This window comes from Saccharospirillum sp. HFRX-2 (assembly GCF_043196805.1).
Taxonomy (GTDB): Bacteria; Pseudomonadota; Gammaproteobacteria; order Pseudomonadales; family Natronospirillaceae; genus Saccharospirillum.
The window spans coordinates 699,351-716,051 of the sequence record NZ_JBEBMU010000001.1 but is presented as its reverse complement, the minus strand read 5'-3'; the positions used below and the strand labels follow the sequence as shown (position 1 = coordinate 716,051).

The window sequence follows — 16,701 nt, the reverse complement described above, 5'->3', positions numbered from 1 at the left end:
GCGAGCGACTATAACCCAGACGGCGACAAAAACCCTGCCTCAGATCAACGCCTTGTTCCGCTCTCTCAGCAGCAGAGTGGGAATCATCGTCAGCACAAATAAAGCACCGACCAGCCAGAAGCTGTCGCGGTAAGCGTGGATGTTGCTCTGCACGTAAACCATCTGGCCCAGATAACTCATCACCCCAACGCTTTGCGCATCACCACTCAGGCCGGCCTGACCGAGCAACGCGGATACCTGCCCCATCAATTCGGTGGTCGAGCTGTTGGCGGTGGTCTGAGCCGCAGCCAGATGGCTGGCATACACCTGAGTGCGGGTACTGAGATAGAGCGTCAGCAGATTCACACCGAAGGCCGAACCCAATTGCCGCACAAAGTTGATGGCACCCGTGCCCTGACCGACCAGCTCCGGCGGCAGCGCCTTCAATGCACCGGCGTTGAGGCTGGGCATAATAAAGCCCAGACCCACCCGGCCGAGCAAAGTCCACCAGGCCAGCTGCCAAAACGATGAACCATAATCGATGTTCGACTGCAAAAACGACGAAGCGGCGAACAAGGCCAAACCAACCAGAATCGTAAGATAGGCCGGCACCCGATCCGACAACCGACCGGCAATAGGAAACACCACGCCCATCGCCAGACCCGCCGGCATCAACAGCAAACCCGACAGCGTTGGCGTATAGCCCTGGATGGTCTGCACAAAGAGCGGCATCAGGAAGGTCGAACCGAACAGGCCGGCGCCAAAGATAAAGGAAATCACCGAGGCGCTGGCGTAGGTCGGGTTGGCGAACAGCCGAAAATTGAGCAGCGGCGCCGAGGCAGTCAGCTCACGCCACACAAAGCCGGCGGCGGTGAGAATCGACAGCGTGAAATAGATCAGGATGACGTCGGAGGTCCAGCCATCACGCGAGCCGTTCGACAGCGCCGTCAGCAACGAGACCAGAAAGGCGATCATCAGCGCAAAGCCGGTCCAGTCAAAACGCTTGATCGCCTCATGCGTCAGGCGGCCGGGCATATAGAGCATACCCAGTAAGACGCCAGCGACACAGAACGGCAGCGGCATAAAGAAGATATAGCGCCAGCTGAAGCTGTCGATCATCAGCCCGCCCAGCGTCGGCCCGAGCGCCGGCGCCAGCACCACACCGATGGCGTAAATACCCATCGCCGAGCCGCGTTTTTCCGGCGGAAACACCTGGAAGATGGTCTGCATCGCCAGCGGCTGTAACACCCCGGCCGCAGCACCCTGAAGGATGCGCGCCAGAATCAACACGCCGCTGCTCGGCGCGATCCCACCGAGAATGGAGGCGAAGGTGAAGATGATCACCGCGGTCAAATAGGTAAAGCGCTGCCCGAAGGATTCGACCATCCAGGCGTTGACCAGCATGGTGCCGGTCATCGCCGCCAGAAAACCTGTCGACAGCAACTGCGCCTGATCCTGGCTCATGCCCAGCGCGCCCATAATGTCTGGCAGCGCCACATTGACGATGGTCGCGATCAGAATGGTGGCGATGGTGCCCATCATGACGGTGGCGGTCACCAGCCAACGATAACCCGGACCGTGCCGTTCGAAGCGCGCCGCCAGGCTGTCTGGAGCGCTGTTAGCCACCGGTGCGCGTCTCCACTTCCACCATCATGCCCGGTTTGAGCAGGCCATCGACCTGATCGATGGCAATGCGCACCGGCAGACGCTGGCCGACCTTGGTGAAATTACCACTGGGGTTGGGGCTGGGCAGCAACGCAAACTCACTGGTCGCGGCCTGACCGACGCTCTCGACGCGGCCTTCAAAGACCCGGCCCGGCAACGCATCAACGGTGACCTGCACCGCTTTGCCAATTGAGAAATGCCGAATATCAGTTTCCTTAACATTGGCTTCAACGCGCACCTTATCCGGGTTGTGCACCAGCAAAATACGCTGGCCAGGCGAGACGAATTCGGCGTTATCGACAAAGACCTGATCGATCACCCCATCCACCGGCATGGTGATGCGATGATCGTCCAGCGCCAGTTGTGCGCGTTGTTGCTGCGCCTGCAACTGAGCTTCCTGCGGCGCCAGTTCCGCCAGCTGGCGCTCCAGTACGGTCAGTTCTTCACGACTGGCAGTCAGCTGAGTCAAAGCCGCCTCGGCACTTTCCACCTCGGCTTCAGCGGTACGAACCTGCTGCCGGGCGGTTTCCAGTGCCAGCCGCGCCTGATCCAGATTTTCATGAGTGACCACGCCCTGCGGCGCCAGGCGTTCGGCCCGATCATCATCCGCACGCGCCTGTTCCAGATGTGCCCGCGCCGCAGCCAGATTGGCTTCGGAAGCACGAATGCGCGCGCGTTGGGCCTCCAGACTGGCCTGGGTCTGATGATCAGTCAGGCTGATGCGCGCCTGCATCTCATCCCGCCGCGCCTGCAAACCCGCCAACTGGGCATCCAACCCCGCCAGATTAAGGGTGCTGTCGCGATCATCCAGCTGTGCCAGCACAGTACCCAGCGCTACCCGATCGCCCTGACCGGCATTCAGGGCGGTCACCCGACCAGCCACCCGGCTGCTGACCGAAATCATATCGGCGGCGATACGCGCATCGGCGATGTTCACATGGGTCAGCTGCTGATACAGCCAAAAGCCGCCGGCGACGACAACGACCAAGCCGAGTGTGGCCAAAATCAGCGGGCGACGCCGCCCGGCGAATGCAGAATCCGCGTCAGTCATGAGGGTGTTCTCCTGAAGGTAAGGCGGCCACTTCGTCCAGGCGCTGGGCGAGGCGGTCAAAAACGTTGAGGCAATGCAGGATGTCTTGCGGGTCGATGCCGACGAACAGTTGCGCCCGAATGCTGCGCGCGGCCGACTGAATCTGTTCCAGCGCCGGCTCGGACTTGGCAGTCAGATGAACGGTTTTGGCGCGACGGTCATCCGCCGTGGCACGGCGTTCGACCAATCCTTCGCGCTCCAGCGAATCCAGACTGCGCACCAGCGTCGGCCCTTGAATGGACAGCGCATCGGCGAGTTCTTTCTGACGCAGCGGCTCACTGGCACGTTTCAAGGTCAGCAGAATCTGCCAGCGCGATTCGGTCAGACCGTAGGGTTGCAGGCGGCGATCCAGCTCGGCACGCCAGCGACGCGCGACCTGGCCGATGGAGCGGCCCAACTGCTCTTGAACGTCGGCGGAATGATGAGGCATAGCACGGACCCGATGAAAAAGGAGCGCTATCCTAGCCAACTATTAATTAGCTTGCTATCTATCTAAAGTCACAAAGCACTGTTCGGTGCCTGGCTGGCGCACCGACGATCGCGGTGACGAACTGGGAAAAACGTTAAGAGGCCTGGCGCAGCCGCTGCAACAGCTCCGCGCAGCGGGCAACCTCGCCGAACTCATAGGCAAAGGTGGTCAGCGCCACCTTCTGGACTTCTTCGGCCGAGACCGCACCAAAGCCCAAATCCGGGTAAGGCATCGCCGCCATGGCATCGCTTAATGCCACCACCTTGTATTCCCGGTGCACCGCATCGCGAATGGTGGTGTCGCAGCAGACATTGGTGACGGTGCCGCAGACCAAAAGCGTATCGATATCGCGGGCACGCAGAATGGTGTCGAGATCGGTGTTGTGGAAGCCGCTGTAAAACAACTTATCGACGATGATATCGCCCGGCTCGGGCCGAAGCTCATCGACGATTTCTACATAAGGATTAGCGCGCGCCAAAACCTGATCCACATCTGGGTACAGATCGCGCATCCGGCCGCTGTCGCTGCCATCACCACGCACAATATGACGCAGATAAATGACCGGTATTTGTAGCGCGCGGCAGGCGTATGCCAGACGTTTTATAGGCTCGATAATCGCCTCGGTCGAGGGCACAAAAAGGGCACCGTCCGAGGCGCAAAAGACCCGCTGCATATCGACAATAATCAGGGCGGTGCGGGCTGTGTTAAGCGGCCAGGGCTGAGTTAATAGCGGCATGGTTCAGGTCCGCTCTTCACGAATAAACGCACTGCCCAGGGCACCCGGCTGACTGCTGCTGTCGCGCTTGCTGACCGCGACCCAGACCATCACCCCGAGGGTAATCAGATAAGGCGCCATAAACACAAAGTACTGCGACAGCTTAATGCCCGAGGCCGCCAACTGCGGAATCAGGGCTTCGATGCAGCCAAAAAGCAGCGCACCCGCCAGCGCTTTCCATGGCGACCAACGCGCAAAAATCACCAACGCCACGGCAATCCAACCACGGCCACCGGTCATATTGGCGATCCACAATTTAGTGCTGAGCACGGAAATAAAAGCGCCGGCCAAACCAATTAAGGCGGCGCCGATTACGATGGCCGCGAGCCGATAACCCAACACCGGAATACCCGCCGCATCGGCCGCCTGCGGATTTTCACCGACAGCGCGCAAGCGCAACCCGGCGGTGGTGCGATACAGCGCCCAGACGCTGAGCAGAAAAATCAGCGGCGTTAAATAGACCACGGCATTTTGAATAAAAATACGACCGATAAACGGAATGTCCGCCAAGCCCCAGATCGCAAACTCGCTAAGCCCGGGCACCGGTCGATTCACCCAGCCAAACTGGCTGCCAATCCAGGTACTCAAACCCTGGCAGAAAAACACCAGCACCAGACCGGAAATCACCTGGTTGATGCGCATCACCAACACCATTAAGGCAAACAGCAAAGACACCAGGCTGGCACTGACCATGGCGACCATCAGTGCCAGCGGCGTATTACCAAACCCCAGATAAGCACCAATGCCAACCACCGCGCCCACCAGCATCAAACCTTCGGCACCGAGCGCCAAGACACCCGACTTTTCGGTGATGATTAAACCCAGGGCCGCCAACGCAAAAGGCACGGCAAATTCTGGCGTATTACCCAGCCAACTGCTGATTAAAGCCATGTTCAATCGCCTCCTTGAATACGACGAATGCGATGCCGAATAAAGAAGTCCGACGAGGCCACGCAGATCACCAGCACCGCCTGAATCAACTGCACCATGGCAAAAGGAATTTGGTAGAACACCTGTAAGCTGCGACCGCCGACAAATAAGGTCGCAATCAACAGCGCCGCACAGGTCGCGGCGATGGGATTATTACGCGCCAAAAAGGCGATCAGAATGCCGGAAAAACCGTAACCAACGTAAAACGAATGCGTCAGCCGACCTTCCTGGCCAGCCGCCACCATCAATCCAGCAAGACCGGCCAAAGCACCGGAAAACAACACCGTCAGTAAAATGATTCTTGCCGTCGGTACACCCAGTGCGCGAGCCACGCGCGGACTTTGATCGACAAAACGCAGATACAAACCCGCCCGAGACAGACTGACAAACCAGAACACGATGACGGCAATAATCAATGCCAAGGGAATCGACAAACTGAGGCTACCGAATACATCGGGCAACAATTCAAAGGCTTCGAATTTGGGTGAATAAGGAAAGGCGTCTTTAGGATCTTTCCAGGCGCCGTACATTAAGTGCAGCAAGAAATTAATGGCGACGTAATTCAACATCAGCGTCGAGACAATTTCGTTGACGCCCAGTTTTAAGCGCAGCAAAGCCGGCACCACCGCCCACAACAAACCGCAGACCAAGGCGGCGATGATCATCAGCGGTAAGCGCATCGACGGCGTGCCGACTTCCCACATTGTTATGGCCGTTGCACCGATGGCGCCAAAGATCATCTGACCTTCCAGGCCCAGGTTCCAAAACCGTGCCCGAAACGCCAGGCAACCGGCCAGACCGACTAATATTAATGGCGATGCCTGAAAGATAACCGATTGCAGACTTTGTGCATCGAGCAAGGTGTAGAGCACAAATTCGTTGAGTAATTCACCGGCCGGAACGCCGGCGGCCACTAGAATGGCGCCGGAAATAAGCAGGCCAATCAACAGAGAGGCAGACAAGATAACCGCCTGCCAATACCAAGCCATCTGTTGACGAATTTCCAGCGCGAACTTGTAACTTAACAGCGGACGTTTTACAGCAGTTTCAAACATGATTCACCATGGCCTGACCAATGGCCTGACGATCGGCCGGCTGAGAAAATTCCTCGACAATACGACCCGCAGACATCACCCCAATGCGATCGGCTAGCGCCAGGACTTCATCGAGATCCTCGCTGATCAACAACACAGCCGCACCCTGATCGCGCGCTGCTTTTAGGCGCGCTCGTACTGCCAGCGTCGCTTTTACATCCAAGCCACGACTGGGGCTGTGGGCAAAAACCAGGTTAGGTGGTTGACTGAATTCGCGGGCGATTACCAGCTTCTGGGCATTACCACCGGAGAGCAGCGCCGCCTTCTGCTTTTGCGAGCGCACGCCTTGCACATCGAACTGCAGCACGGCTTCATCGGCGGCTTTTTCGATGGCGCTTCGGCGCAGCCACCATGAAGGCCCGTAACGGCCGGAATGGATATCGCCCATAGCAAAGTTATCGGCAATGGATAAAGGCCCGGCCAAGGCTGCGCCGTAGCGATCGGCGGGAATAGAGGCGATGCCGAGTTGGCGTCGCTGCCAAGCACTGAGTTCAGATAAAGCACCTTCGCCTATCCATTCAACCTCGCCATCGACCGCTTCGGGCAACCCCATCAACACATTGGCGAGTTCGCTCTGACCATTACCACCGACACCGGCAATGCCATAAATCTCACCCCGGTGCAGCGTTAAATTGACGCCATTTAATGGTGGATGTCCGTTACTGACACGGCTGACCAAGTGACGAACCGACAACAAGGCTTCGCCAGGTTCGGTTGCCTCGACAACCTGGTCGGTGCTCGCAGTCGACTCGCCAACCGTCAGCTTTACTAATTCGTCGACCGACACCGAATCGGGTTTTAACGAAGTGATGGTTTGACCGGCGCGCATAATGGTTACTTGGTCGGCGTAGCGCAGCACATCGTTCATCTTGTGCGTGACCAGGATCACCGCAGCGCCTTGACGCGCCAGCCCCTGCACCGTCGTCAGCAAGCGTTCGGCTTCGGCTTCGGTGAGCACGGCGGTTGGTTCATCAAGGATTAACACCTTGGCACCAGCGAGCAGCACCTTAACGATTTCCACGCGCTGTTGTTCGGCAATCGATAACCGGCTGATGCGCGCGTCTGGGTCGATGTTAAAGCCCAGTTTTTCTGCCATGGCCCGGATATCGTCCGACACCTGGCGCAGCCGCTGACGGTGCCAGCCGCTGCGTTGTTGGTGACCGAGATTGAGCAAAATATTCTCGGCCACAGTAAAGGGGGTGACCAGCTTAAAATGCTGGTGCACCATGCCAATGCCGAGTTGAGCCGCCTGTTTCGGGCCCTTTAACTCGACGGCATTATCATCAATAAACAGCGATCCACTTTCCGGTCCGTAAAGCCCCGCCGCTATATTCATCAGCGAGGATTTACCGGCGCCATTCTCACCGAGCAGCGCATGCACCTCACCCCACTTGGCGGTGAAATCAGCATCAACCAGAGCGCGAAAGCCATCAAAGGTTTTGCTGACGCCGGTCAGTTGGATCGCGTTTTCTGGCTTCATTGCTGAGTAATCACTCCGTCGACAAACCAATCCATTTGCCACAGATCGCCATCGGAAACCGTCTTGCCTTCAGCGGCGATGAGGTTGCCGTTTTGATCCGACAAGGGACCGGCATAAATATCGAGTTCGCCGTTCAGCAATTTTTCCCGCGCGGCCATAATCTTGGCTTCTTCTTCGGCATCGACACCCGGACCACAGCAAGCGATGTCGGTGCCACCTTCTTGCATCGACAACAGTGCGCCGTAAGGATTCGGCTCCCAGTTACCGGCAAAGATTTTTTCCAGTTCGTCTTTCAGGAAACGATCCCATACCCAGACCGAAGAACAGACCGTCGCTTCAGGTGCAAACTCGCGGAAGTCACGGTGATGACCGGTGCCGTAAACGCCGTTTTCCTGCGCTACTAATTGCGGTGTCGGAGTATCAACGTGCTGGCCAATCACATCAGCGCCCTGGTCGATCAACGCCTGAGTTGCCGCGCGTTCTTTGGTCGGGTCGTTCCAGGCACCGGTGTAGACCACGGTAACCGTGGCTTCCGGATTCATTTCCCGCGCGCCCATGGCGTAGGCGTTGATGGTCCAGTTAACCTGGCCGAACGGATTGGCGGCAACGAAGCCGAGTTTACCGGTCGGGGACGCCGCACCGGCGGCCATGCCACACAGATACTGACTTTCATAAGTACGGCCATAAAACGCCAAGAGGTTATCGCTGTTGGTGGTGCCCGAGCCGTTCAGGAAAGCGACGTCTGGGTATTCTTCAGCCAGGGCGGCAAAGGTGTCGGAATAACCAAAGGCGGTACCGATAATAATATTGGCGCCGCGTTGAATTAAACGCGCGACCGCCGGGCGAATTGCCGAAGCGGTTTCCGGTACGCTTTCAACATACTGAATCTTCACATCCAACTCGTCTTCGAGTTTCTGGCGGGCTTCGTCGAACGCCTGTGTCCAACCACCGTCGTTCGTCGGTGAGATATACAGCATGGCAATTTTCGGTTCTCCGCTGAGAGTAAAGCCTTCGGCAAAACTTAAATTGGCCAGACCAATAAGGCCTGCCAGCACCATAGTGGCGCGGATTGCAAAGTGTTTCATGGGGATGTCCTTTGGGGCGGTTTAGGTTGGCTACATCATGTAGTTGATTCGGAAAACATTGCCTTCCGGGTCCAGCAAAACAGCCTGGTACCAGTGGTAATAAGTTTCGTAAGGCTCCTTGATTAAGGTTGCGCCGGAAGCCACCGCTTTAGGCACGTACTGATCGACTTCTTCCTTGGAATCGACATCAATATTGAGCAAAAACTTGCAGCCCTGAGTGTCGGAGTATTCATCCAGATGCAGCAGTTCGTAGGCATCGAGGGCATTAAAACCAATGCAGGATTTACCGGTATCCAGACCGCGGAAAATCGGCGAACGAATCTCCGGAATTTCTTTAAAGCCAAATAAATCCCGATAGAAAACATTCTGTGCTTCGATGTCTTTGGCGAAAACATTGACGTACGACAGCGTGCTCATTCAGGCCACCTCGGTTTTACTGCCACCAAAGGTGGTCTGTTTGACGAACTTGGATTTCAGATGATCACCGGAAGTGACCGGCGGATACTTGGCCTGGCCGTTGGCATCGAGACAACTCGGCAGGCACTCGATAACAGCGTCGTAATTTGGCTGATGGAAAAACACGATCGACTGGCGCGGATGTTCGGCGTTGGCATCGAGCGGTGGGTTAACCACCCGATGCAAGGTGGAAATCCACTGGTCGTTGGTCCAGCGCATCATTAAATCGCCAATGTTGACGGCAAAGCCGCCTTCGACGTAGGGCACGTCAACCCAGTCGCCGTTGTGATTGCACGCCTGCAGGCCGCCCGGCGAATCGTCCGGGCGGACGATGGTCAGGCTGCCGTAGTCGCTGTGCGCGCCAGCCCGCATCTGGCCGGGTTCAATTTTATCGCCGACATTGGGGTAACTGAGCGTACGCAACATGGAAATTTCTTTATCGATTTTGTCATCGAAAAAGTATTCATCGAGCTTTAATGACAGCGCAAAAATACGCATCAGCGAACGCGCCAAATCGCTCATGGCAGCAAAATAGTCGGCGTAAGCCTGTTCAAAACCGGGAATATTCTGCGGCCAGACATTGGGCGCAAAATGCGGCCCGGCAACGTCCAGACTGTGGTAGTTATCGTCCGGTACATCGACCGGACCGATGGAGAAACTTTCTTTTAAATCGCCCGGTGCAGCTTCTTCGAGCGAGTACGACAAACTCTCTTCGGCCACCGCGCTGTAGCCGCGCACCATGTCGGCACGAGGCCGATCAACCTTGCGCTTTTCGGCCATGGGTTGATTAAAAAATTCACGACTTAATTGGTAAACGCGCTCTACCAGTTTTTCATCAATACCGTGATTAACGATGACCAGAAAGCCGATGTCTTTACAGGCCTGATCAACGGCTTGAGCGACCTGCTGTTTGCCCGCTTCGGTGCCGTCGAAATAGGGCGCCAAATCGATGGTGGGTACCTGCTCTAACTTCGTCATGTTGTTTGCCCTCGAATGACTTCAGTTCACAGCGAGGCCATGCAACCCATCCCTTTTGGGTGAGTGCTCGCTCGGGATTGGGCAGAGCAGTAAACGTGCCAAGAATTAAATTGCAATAAAAACAAGGAGTTATTTTTGGTGGAGATATTGATGTGGATCAAATGGTCCAAATTAGAGCTTATGGTCTGAACGAAAGCACGAATTGGGGGCAAAGATGTTCGATGGCGACGAGGATAGTCAGCCGGACTTTTCAGCCATCTGCAATAAATGCCGGGCGTGATTGGCAACGGCGGTGCGTAACTCAGCCGGTTTTTCGATGCGGAAATCGACCGATAACGAGCACAGCGACGACGCCAGCCATTCCAGGTTGGGCGTGCAGGTGCGTAGCAGCAGGCCAGTTTCAGTGGGAATATAAACGCCACCAAACCAACCCAACTGACGCGACACATTTTGTGATTGGGTATAGAGCATAATTTCGATGTCCCAGAGATTTTCCTGACCGGCAAACAAACCTTTCAGGCTGTCCGACAGATAACGGGCGGCATCGAAATCGGCGGGTCGTAAAAAACTTTCCGGCAAAGCGCTGACACTGGTGACACGATCCAGTCGGAACGAGCGTAGGTCCTTGCGCAGATGGCAATAGCCACTGACGTACCAGTAGCCGGTGCGAAACACCAGGCCATAAGGATCCACATCACGCTGAGAGACTTCGCCATCAACGCTGCAATAGCTCAGCCGAACTCGCTGTTGCGCCAGCGTCGTTTCCGTCAGGGTGATAAAAACACCTTCGTCGATATCGATCCGCGCCGGCGCGCGCGCCATCTGAGTGGTTTCGCCAATGGCGCGCACCCGACGCTTCAGGCGCTCGGGCATCACCCTTTCCAACTTAGCGCGCACGCTGGTAACGGCGACTTCGTTTTCCGACAAACCCAATCCAGAGGCTGCGACCAGACCCAGCGCCACGGCCAGGGTTTCTTCATCGGTAAACATCATCGGCGGCAGTTTGAAACCAGCGACCAGCGCATAGCCGCCATCGCGACCACGCTCGGCCACCACCGGTACACCCATCTCTTCGAGCGTCTGGATATAGCGGCGCACGGTACGTCCATCGACCTCCAGACGACGCGCCAGTTCGCTGCCGCTGAGGCGGCGATGCGTTTGCAACAACTCCAATAACGCCAAAACTCGGGTGGTGGGACGGGTCATAACAGCCTCCAGAGCGAGACATTTAGAGTGGCATCGAATTAGGGCGTAATCCAGCCTATTTGGCTTTTAAGCTGGCGCTTCCATTCACCCAGCGGAGCGAATATCCATGCGTACCACCCACAACGGCAGTTGTCATTGCGGCGCAATCCGGTTCGAAGCCGACATCGATCTGAGTGAAGGCAGTGGCAAGTGCAACTGCTCCATTTGCACGAAGACACGTGCCTGGAGTGTCAGCCTGAAGCCCGAGCAGTTTCGCCTGTTATCCGGCGAAGCGGCACTTAGCGATTACCAGTTTGGCGAGGTCATGCATCACCTGTTTTGCAAACACTGCGGCGTGCGCCCGTTCGGACGCGGCACTCTGGATGTGCTGGGCGGCGACTTTGTCAGCGTCAACCTGGCCTGCCTGGATTTGGTCGATGCGCAACAACTGGCGGAAATTCCAGTGCGTTACAGCGACGGTCGCCACGATAACTGGTTTGCTGCACCCACTGAAACTCGTCACCTCTAGGCGTTTAACGACTGTGCCAGGACACCAGCTGAGCAGTGGCTGGTATCGAGCCGCCGCCGACTCTGTTGACCGCCAATTAGCCATGACTGTTTTGCGTACCTGGCCGCTGCTGATCCCGGCCTTTAAACGGCCTTTCACATCACGAACACCACCAACACTGAGGAAAACCCAATGTTCTCAACGCTGAAACTCTGGACCGTCGCTGTCGCCTATCTGCCCTATGTTATTTTGGGCTCAGTCTGGTTCACGCTGTTGTTTAAGCGCTCTTATCGTCTCGCCCTGGGCCGCGACCCGGACGTCGAAACACCGACAACAGCAATCTTTATTATCGGACCGATGCTGACCATGTTGGTCATCACCCTGACACTGGCAATACTGATGCAGTGGGTCGCGGTGGCGGATCTGGGTTCTGCTGTGTTATTGGCTTTGCTGGTCGGCATCGGTTTTCTGGTGGCGAACACGGTCAACATCGCCATCAATCCCAATATTCCGCGCCCGTTTTTATACAGTTTGATCACCGGCAGCTACCATTTGCTGTGTATCTGCTTGGCGGCCGTAGTTTTGCAGTGGCTGAATTAATAGCGCGGCATTAATAGCAGAATTATTTTTTTAATCTTGTTGTTTGCACCATGTTAAGCACCGCAGCTGACGCTCATGGCGTTCCAGTTGCGGTCATAACGCACGCCAATATCGTCGCTGAATAGCAACGCATAGAGCCAGCTTGGATCGTAACGACGTTCGCCGTTACGCACTTCATAATGTTCACCCAGTCGCGCTTCGATGGCGGTGCTTGGCAAACCCTTGGCTTGCAGGCAAAACTCGTAGGCTCGATTGGCGCGACTGAAGGCGGCGGCATAAAGCCCGACCAACACCAATAGCAGCACCAGGATGCGTTTCATCCACTCACCTCAATTCACAGCACAGTATTAAAAATAATCGGGCAGACGCAGACACTGAAATCCTGGTTCAACAGCCAACATCATGCAGCGACTGTCTGCTACCTGAAGCTCGAAACCCAGGCGCCGATAAAAATCGAACTCAATGTCGCAATGCAGAAAAATCGCCTTAGCCTGACGTTGCGCCAAGACATTCACAACTGCCTGTACCAGAGCCGAGGCATAACCCTGACGACGATGTCCTGGTTCGGTGGCGACCGCGCCGATGCCATAGCATTGCTCAGCCAATTGATAGCCATCACGGAACACAATTAACGAGGCCACCGGCTCGCCACCGAGGTCCCAGACAAACCATTCACCAGCGGCATATTTGGCACTGTGTCGGCAATCGTTCAGATGGGTGTCAATGTCGTCACCGTCACCCCAGACGTCGTAGCCCATCATATAGACGGCATCCATCTCAGCTGACTCCGGCGCTCTGACAGGCATCGGCATGCACTCCTGTTGAGTTAATACTGTTCGATCAATGCAAAGGAAGATCACTATGAATCGAATAGTGATCAAAGACGGACAGATGTGCACCCCTTTTGCATAGAGCGCCAGCGCTTAAACTACCCTTTACCAATGTAACGATAGTACCATCAGCCAAAGCATCCCCATGGCCCCAGGGTCGCCAAGGCTGCAATAACCTTACCGTTGAAATGCTTCAAGGAGAAATCGATGTTACGCCAGATAAGCCTGTTAACGCTTGTGATGTTGGTGCTGGCTGGTTGCGCCACCGGGGGTGGTATGCACAGCAGGGAAAATCGGATGAATATGATCGAATCATCCTATGGCAAGAAATACATTGCAGAAATTCCCAGTGCCGGAAACAACGTCAGCGACTCCTTGCTCGCCACTAGCCTGAAGATGGGGCCTACGGTTCCTTCTGATAACCTGCTGGCACATCTGCAACAGGTGGAGCCGGGGATTCCCACCATCGTCACTTCAGATTCGGATGTGCTTGCCGCCGCTACACTTGAACGCGCGCTAAAAGACGGCGAAGGCTCCATCGATGGTAAAAAAGTGGTCTTTGTTGGCGGTGCCCAGTTTCAGGAAAACCTGATCGAAGCAGCCAATCAGGCCAATATTGAGTTGGAATTTCTGGTTATTCCTGAGTCCTAACTGCTGATCAATTACCTAAAACCGGGGCGCCTGCGCAAACCACTACCCTTGGCGCCCCACTAATTGTTTTGTCTTATAGTGATTATTGAGGCTAACGATATGCATATCGCCGAACCATTGATCTGGGGAAGCGGACTGCGTCGCTTCGAAGTCTTTCTCGAGCCCACCTGCCCGTTTTCGGTTAAAGCCTTTAATAAACTGGATGCGCTGTTAGCGCACGCTGGTAGTAATCAGATCCGTGTGCAAATCTGGTTGCAGTCACAGCCCTGGCATTTATTTTCCGGTGTTATTGTTCGCGCTGTGCTGGCGGCTTCGACGCTCGACAACGGCCGTGACCAAGCCAAAAAGGTATTGCAGGCGGTGGCTGATCATCGCGAGGAATTCGAGTTCGAACATCACTGTGTAGGCCCGAATCGTGATGCCACACCCAATGATATTCTGGCGCGATTGGAAACTTACAGCGGCGTTAAATTAACCGCCGCTTTTGAACAGCACGATCTCGATCAGTTGATCAAACGCCACTGCAAATACGCACGCCAGAATGGCATCCATGTATCGCCTACTTTTATGGTCGATGGTCTGGTACAACCGGCGCTGGGCAGCGGTGACAGCGTCGAGGATTGGACCAAGGCACTGGTTGGCTGAGACTTTATTGTTCAGTCAATGCCAGCTTTACCCCCAGCGCTGCAAAGCTACCGGCAAAGATTTTTTGCAGCACCACAGCGGCGCGTTGCGATTGGGTGACCCACTGCCGGAATTGATTGGCGATGAGTCCATAGCCGATAAAAATAACCAGAGTCATCAGCATAAAGACGCCGCCGAGCAGCAGCATTTGCATCAAAGGTTGTCCTGCCTCGGGTTGGACAAATTGCGGCATAAAGGCGAGAAAGAAAATCGACAGTTTGGGGTTGAGGATGTTGATCAGCATGCCTTTCAGCGCTACCGACCAAGCGTCCTTTTCATGGCTGTTTTCAGCCACGCTCAAAGGACTGCTGGAACGCCACATCGACCAGGCCAGATAGAGCAGATAAATCACACCGGCGTACTTGATGATCTGAAACGCCAGCACACTGGTGTGAAAGATCACCGCCAGGCCAAGCACACTCGCCAACAGCGACGGCACGATGCCCAGGGTACAGCCGGCGGCTGCATAAAAGCTGGCACGCCGACTGACGAATAGTCCGGTGGCCAGGGTGTAAAGCACGCCGGTGCCGGGAATAAGCACCACAACAAGAGAAGTCAGTAGGAATTCAAGGCTGATCATCATCGTCCCGCTTTTATAGACGCAGCGTGTCAAAGCTGACCTTTGGCACGGCTTGCGCTGACCATTGATGACCCCATAACAGGGCCAAGTTCGATTCCCATCTTATAGAGGGATTCGCCAACCGCCCAGTTTTGGAGCCCTTATGACTGCCTTTTCTGTACTCGATCTCGCTCCCATCACCGAAGGTTCCGACGTCCGCCAGGCGCTGCACAACAGTCGCGATCTGGCCCGCCACGTTGAACAACTCGGTTACACCCGTTTTTGGATGGCCGAACACCACAATATGACCGGCATCGCCAGCGCCGCGACCTCGGTTGCGCTCGGCTTTGTTGCCGAAGGCACCGAACGTATTCGCATCGGTTCCGGCGGTGTGATGCTGCCCAACCACTCACCGCTGGTGATCGCCGAACAATATGGCACTTTGGCCGAGCTGTATCCGGGTCGGGTCGATCTGGGTCTGGGCCGCGCTCCGGGCACCGATGGCGCCACCATGCAGGCAATGCGTCGTGACCCCATGTCGGCCGCCGATCGTTTCCCTGACGATGTCCAGGAGTTATTGGCCTATCTGGAACCGCTGCAGGAAGGTCAGCGCATCAAGGCTGTTCCTGGTGCCGGTACGCGCATTCCCGTCTGGTTGCTCGGTTCCAGTCTGTATTCGGCGCAACTGGCGGCCGCTCTGGGCTTGCCCTTCGCGTTCGCCTCGCATTTCGCACCGGATATGCTCGACCAGGCGCTGGCGATTTATCGCGAACGTTTCCAACCTTCGGCCTATCTGGACAAGCCTTACTGTGCGGCTGCCGCCAATCTGTTCGCCGCCGATACCGACGCCGAAGGCGAACGGCTGAAGACGTCGATGATGCAGCAGTTTGTCGCGCTGCGTCGGGGCACACCGGGCAAGATGCCGCCGCCGGTCGATGACCCGGACAGCATCGGTTCGCCGATGGAACGCATGCAGGTGGAGCACGCTCTGGTGGAATCTGCGGTGGGTTCACCGCAGACCGTACGGCGCTGGCTGGCAGCCTTTATCAGCCGAACCCAGGTCGATGAGGTGATTTTAACCGGGCCGATTTTTGATCACGCCGCCCGGCTGAAATCGTACAGCATCGGCGCCGAGGCGATGCAGGGGCTGTAAGCGTCGTTAAAAGCTGGCAGAACGAATGGCGGCAATCAGGTCGGCGCGTTGCGCGTCGATCAGCTTCAGCAGCGTAGCCACTCGCGCTTCATCGAAATGATCGGCCACGTCCAAGCAATTCACCGTGCCGATCACCTCGCCACCATCGACGATGGCCACGTTGATCACCGACTCACAACCCAGCTCATTAATTAACGCGTGGTCCGGAAAAACATCGGCAAAACCGGCGGTGCTGTTGGCGATAAAGCACTGCTGCTCGACCAACACCTGCTGGCTCCAACGGTCGTCCTTACGCAAAGGTTTGGAGCCGGACGTTGGATATTCTTCGGGGTGAGAGGTATAGGCCCGGCGCGACAAACCGGCTTCGTTATCCACCACCATGACGGTAAAGAGTTTGACACCGATGGCCTGGTCGGCCTGCTGGTGGAACTGCGCATACAAGGTTTCACTGTGCACTGTGTTGTTTCCTGTACAAATATCACTGATACAAAAAAATGAAGGCGCCGAAGCGCCTTCTGGTGTTGCCGCTT

Annotated in this window: 20 protein-coding genes; 5 read left to right on the top strand and 15 right to left on the bottom strand. The window is 56.1% G+C overall.

What is annotated here, in order from left to right; translation table 11 throughout:
* Positions 1-39: 39 nt before the first annotated feature.
* The 11 genes from ABMA60_RS03540 to ABMA60_RS03490 all read right to left on the bottom strand — a co-directional run bounded on the left by ABMA60_RS03540 (position 40) and on the right by ABMA60_RS03490 (position 11,207).
* Positions 40-1,605 carry a DHA2 family efflux MFS transporter permease subunit gene (locus ABMA60_RS03540; RefSeq protein ID WP_392798791.1) on the bottom strand — a complete coding sequence of 522 codons (1,566 nt, stop codon included), beginning with the start codon at positions 1,603-1,605 and terminating at the stop codon, positions 40-42.
* On the bottom strand, positions 1,598-2,695 hold the full coding sequence (locus ABMA60_RS03535; protein ID WP_392798788.1) for an HlyD family secretion protein: 1,098 nt from the start codon (positions 2,693-2,695) through the stop codon (positions 1,598-1,600). Before ABMA60_RS03535 ends, ABMA60_RS03540 begins: the two co-directional genes overlap by 8 nt.
* Positions 2,688-3,164 carry a MarR family winged helix-turn-helix transcriptional regulator gene (locus tag ABMA60_RS03530; protein ID WP_392798785.1) on the bottom strand — a complete coding sequence of 159 codons (477 nt, stop codon included), beginning with the start codon at positions 3,162-3,164 and terminating at the stop codon, positions 2,688-2,690. The genes ABMA60_RS03535 and ABMA60_RS03530 overlap by 8 nt, the downstream gene beginning before the upstream one ends.
* A gap of 133 nt (positions 3,165-3,297) precedes the next feature.
* Positions 3,298-3,939, bottom strand: a complete 642-nt coding sequence (locus ABMA60_RS03525; protein WP_392798782.1) for a cysteine hydrolase family protein — start codon at positions 3,937-3,939, stop codon at positions 3,298-3,300.
* Positions 3,940-3,942: 3 nt separating this feature from the next.
* Positions 3,943-4,869, bottom strand: coding sequence for an ABC transporter permease (locus ABMA60_RS03520; RefSeq protein ID WP_392798779.1), 927 nt, complete (start codon positions 4,867-4,869; stop codon positions 3,943-3,945).
* Positions 4,870-4,871: 2 nt separating this feature from the next.
* Entirely contained in the window at positions 4,872-5,963 is a 1,092-nt protein-coding gene (locus ABMA60_RS03515; protein WP_392798776.1) for an ABC transporter permease, read from the bottom strand.
* A complete protein-coding gene (locus ABMA60_RS03510; RefSeq protein ID WP_392798773.1) occupies positions 5,956-7,482 on the bottom strand; it encodes an ABC transporter ATP-binding protein in 1,527 nt (508 codons plus the stop codon). The genes ABMA60_RS03515 and ABMA60_RS03510 overlap by 8 nt, the downstream gene beginning before the upstream one ends.
* A complete protein-coding gene (locus ABMA60_RS03505) occupies positions 7,479-8,567 on the bottom strand; it encodes a BMP family ABC transporter substrate-binding protein (protein WP_392798769.1) in 1,089 nt (362 codons plus the stop codon). The genes ABMA60_RS03510 and ABMA60_RS03505 overlap by 4 nt, the downstream gene beginning before the upstream one ends.
* Positions 8,568-8,597: 30 nt before the next feature.
* Positions 8,598-8,984 carry a VOC family protein gene (locus tag ABMA60_RS03500; RefSeq protein ID WP_392798766.1) on the bottom strand — a complete coding sequence of 129 codons (387 nt, stop codon included), beginning with the start codon at positions 8,982-8,984 and terminating at the stop codon, positions 8,598-8,600.
* Positions 8,985-10,001 (bottom strand): isopenicillin N synthase family dioxygenase, encoded by a 1,017-nt coding sequence (locus tag ABMA60_RS03495; RefSeq protein ID WP_392798763.1) that lies wholly within the window; start codon positions 9,999-10,001, stop codon positions 8,985-8,987.
* A 237-nt stretch (positions 10,002-10,238) separates the two neighbouring features.
* A complete protein-coding gene (locus ABMA60_RS03490; RefSeq protein WP_392798760.1) occupies positions 10,239-11,207 on the bottom strand; it encodes a helix-turn-helix transcriptional regulator in 969 nt (322 codons plus the stop codon).
* Between the two features lie 106 nt (positions 11,208-11,313).
* Between ABMA60_RS03490 and ABMA60_RS03485 the strand changes: the two genes are divergently transcribed.
* Positions 11,314-11,715, top strand: coding sequence for a GFA family protein (locus ABMA60_RS03485; protein WP_392798757.1), 402 nt, complete (start codon positions 11,314-11,316; stop codon positions 11,713-11,715).
* Positions 11,716-11,886: 171 nt separating this feature from the next.
* Positions 11,887-12,294 carry a DUF1761 domain-containing protein gene (locus tag ABMA60_RS03480; RefSeq protein WP_392798755.1) on the top strand — a complete coding sequence of 136 codons (408 nt, stop codon included), beginning with the start codon at positions 11,887-11,889 and terminating at the stop codon, positions 12,292-12,294.
* 53 nt (positions 12,295-12,347) lie between these two features.
* On the opposite strand, the gene ABMA60_RS03475 is transcribed toward ABMA60_RS03480, so the two are convergent.
* Positions 12,348-12,614 carry a hypothetical protein gene (locus ABMA60_RS03475; protein WP_392798753.1) on the bottom strand — a complete coding sequence of 89 codons (267 nt, stop codon included), beginning with the start codon at positions 12,612-12,614 and terminating at the stop codon, positions 12,348-12,350.
* A gap of 27 nt (positions 12,615-12,641) precedes the next feature.
* Positions 12,642-13,100 carry a GNAT family N-acetyltransferase gene (locus ABMA60_RS03470; RefSeq protein WP_392798750.1) on the bottom strand — a complete coding sequence of 153 codons (459 nt, stop codon included), beginning with the start codon at positions 13,098-13,100 and terminating at the stop codon, positions 12,642-12,644.
* Positions 13,101-13,421: 321 nt separating this feature from the next.
* Between ABMA60_RS03470 and ABMA60_RS03465 the strand changes: the two genes are divergently transcribed.
* A complete protein-coding gene (locus tag ABMA60_RS03465) occupies positions 13,422-13,775 on the top strand; it encodes a hypothetical protein (protein WP_392798747.1) in 354 nt (117 codons plus the stop codon).
* 99 nt (positions 13,776-13,874) lie between these two features.
* Positions 13,875-14,420: a DsbA family protein gene (locus ABMA60_RS03460; RefSeq protein ID WP_392798744.1), complete on the top strand. Its 546-nt coding sequence runs from the start codon at positions 13,875-13,877 to the stop codon at positions 14,418-14,420.
* Between the two features lie 4 nt (positions 14,421-14,424).
* On the opposite strand, the gene ABMA60_RS03455 is transcribed toward ABMA60_RS03460, so the two are convergent.
* On the bottom strand, positions 14,425-15,042 hold the full coding sequence (locus ABMA60_RS03455) for a LysE family translocator (RefSeq protein WP_392798741.1): 618 nt from the start codon (positions 15,040-15,042) through the stop codon (positions 14,425-14,427).
* A 139-nt stretch (positions 15,043-15,181) separates the two neighbouring features.
* Here ABMA60_RS03455 and ABMA60_RS03450 point away from each other — a divergent pair, with 139 nt between their 5' ends.
* Complete coding sequence (locus ABMA60_RS03450) at positions 15,182-16,171, top strand: LLM class flavin-dependent oxidoreductase (RefSeq protein ID WP_392798738.1); 990 nt, start codon at positions 15,182-15,184, stop codon at positions 16,169-16,171.
* A 6-nt stretch (positions 16,172-16,177) separates the two neighbouring features.
* On the opposite strand, the gene ABMA60_RS03445 is transcribed toward ABMA60_RS03450, so the two are convergent.
* Entirely contained in the window at positions 16,178-16,627 is a 450-nt protein-coding gene (locus ABMA60_RS03445; RefSeq protein ID WP_392798736.1) for a GAF domain-containing protein, read from the bottom strand.
* Positions 16,628-16,701: the final 74 nt, after the last annotated feature.